This window comes from Microcystis sp. M53603_WE2, from assembly GCF_030065435.1.
Genome location: NZ_JASJFF010000811.1, coordinates 1 through 1,224 on the forward strand (window position 1 = coordinate 1; position 1,224 = coordinate 1,224).

Sequence of the window (1,224 nt, forward strand, 5' to 3'; positions counted from 1 at the left end):
ATGGATACTCCCACCTAGAGAGGCCGAAAAAATGACGATTGCCAAAAGCGACGAAACTGCCACCTCTCCGGCACTGATAGAAGAAGATTTCGAGGACTTCTGGGAACCCCCCCCACCCCCCACAGACTTAATTTTTGATGATGGTGAACCCTTGGAAAGCAACCGACACCGCATTGCCATGAATGTGCTGATTCGCTCCCTACAGGAAGGTTACGGTGAGCGAGACGACTTCTACACGGGTGGCAATATGTTTATTTATTTCAGCCGCGAACAGGCGAAAAATCGCGATTTTCGCGGGCCCGATTTCTTCGCTGTCCTCAATGTCGATGGCAGCAGAGAGCGACAGGGTTGGGTAATTTGGGAAGAAGAGGGACGTTATCCTGACGTTATCGTGGAATTAACCTCTCCTAGTACCGCAAGAACCGATAAAGTGCGAAAAAAAGCCATTTATGAGGGAACCTTCCGCACGCCAGATTATTTCATCTACGATCCTTTTGATGGCAATTCTTTACAAGGATGGCATTTAGGAGCAGACCAACGCTACCATTCTTTAGAACGAAACGAGCGCGGCTGGTTATGGTGCGAAACCTTAGGCTATTGGTTGGGAACTTGGGAGGGTACTATTGACCGAGAAACGGCAATCTGGGCCAGATTTTATGACTCGGAAGGCAATTTAATCCCCTTGCCAGAAGAAGCAGCACAGGAGCGAGCGGCTGCAGCACAGGAGCAATTAAATGCTACTCAGCAAGCTCTGGAAGCGGAAAGACAGCGTTCTCAACGGCTGGCGGCTCGTTTGCGAGAAATGGGGATAGAGCTATAGTATAGCTGTATTTGTTTAGGTGAGGAGGTAAACTACTGGTGTTCCTCCTCGCTTAAAGTCGGTTAATTTCTCCTTTCACGGTTGAGGGATCCTGCAATCCCAGTCTATTTGAAATCTAGCTCGACACCTGTTTGCTGCTGTGATTACCTTTTGACCAGTGAGTAATTATTGATCAGAGTTTTCTTTTATTCTTCCTTAAACAGTAAACAGTAAACAGTGAACTGATAACTGATAACTGATAACTGATAACTGATAACTGATAACTGTCTCAACTAGGAAATTTATTTGGCACGACTACTTAGGGTTAGCTGAATAAATCTAAAAACCTTGTTGGGTAAGACTTTTAGACTTTTTGTCAATCAAAAAGTACCAGATATGGGAGTGGTCGGGGGGAAAATCCCTGG

Annotated in this window: 1 protein-coding gene; it reads left to right on the forward strand. The window is 45.9% G+C overall.

The genetic code is table 11. The annotated features are described in order from the left end of the window. Positions 1-31: 31 nt before the first annotated feature. Positions 32-820, forward strand: coding sequence for a Uma2 family endonuclease (locus tag PX481_RS17315; protein ID WP_288095186.1), 789 nt, complete (start codon positions 32-34; stop codon positions 818-820). The last annotated feature ends 404 nt before the right edge of the window (positions 821-1,224 follow it).

Coding starts and splice junctions, on each gene's coding strand:
- PX481_RS17315 (WP_288095186.1), top strand. CDS start 32: ATGACGATTGCCAAAAGCGACGAAACTGCCACCTCTCCGGCACTGATA.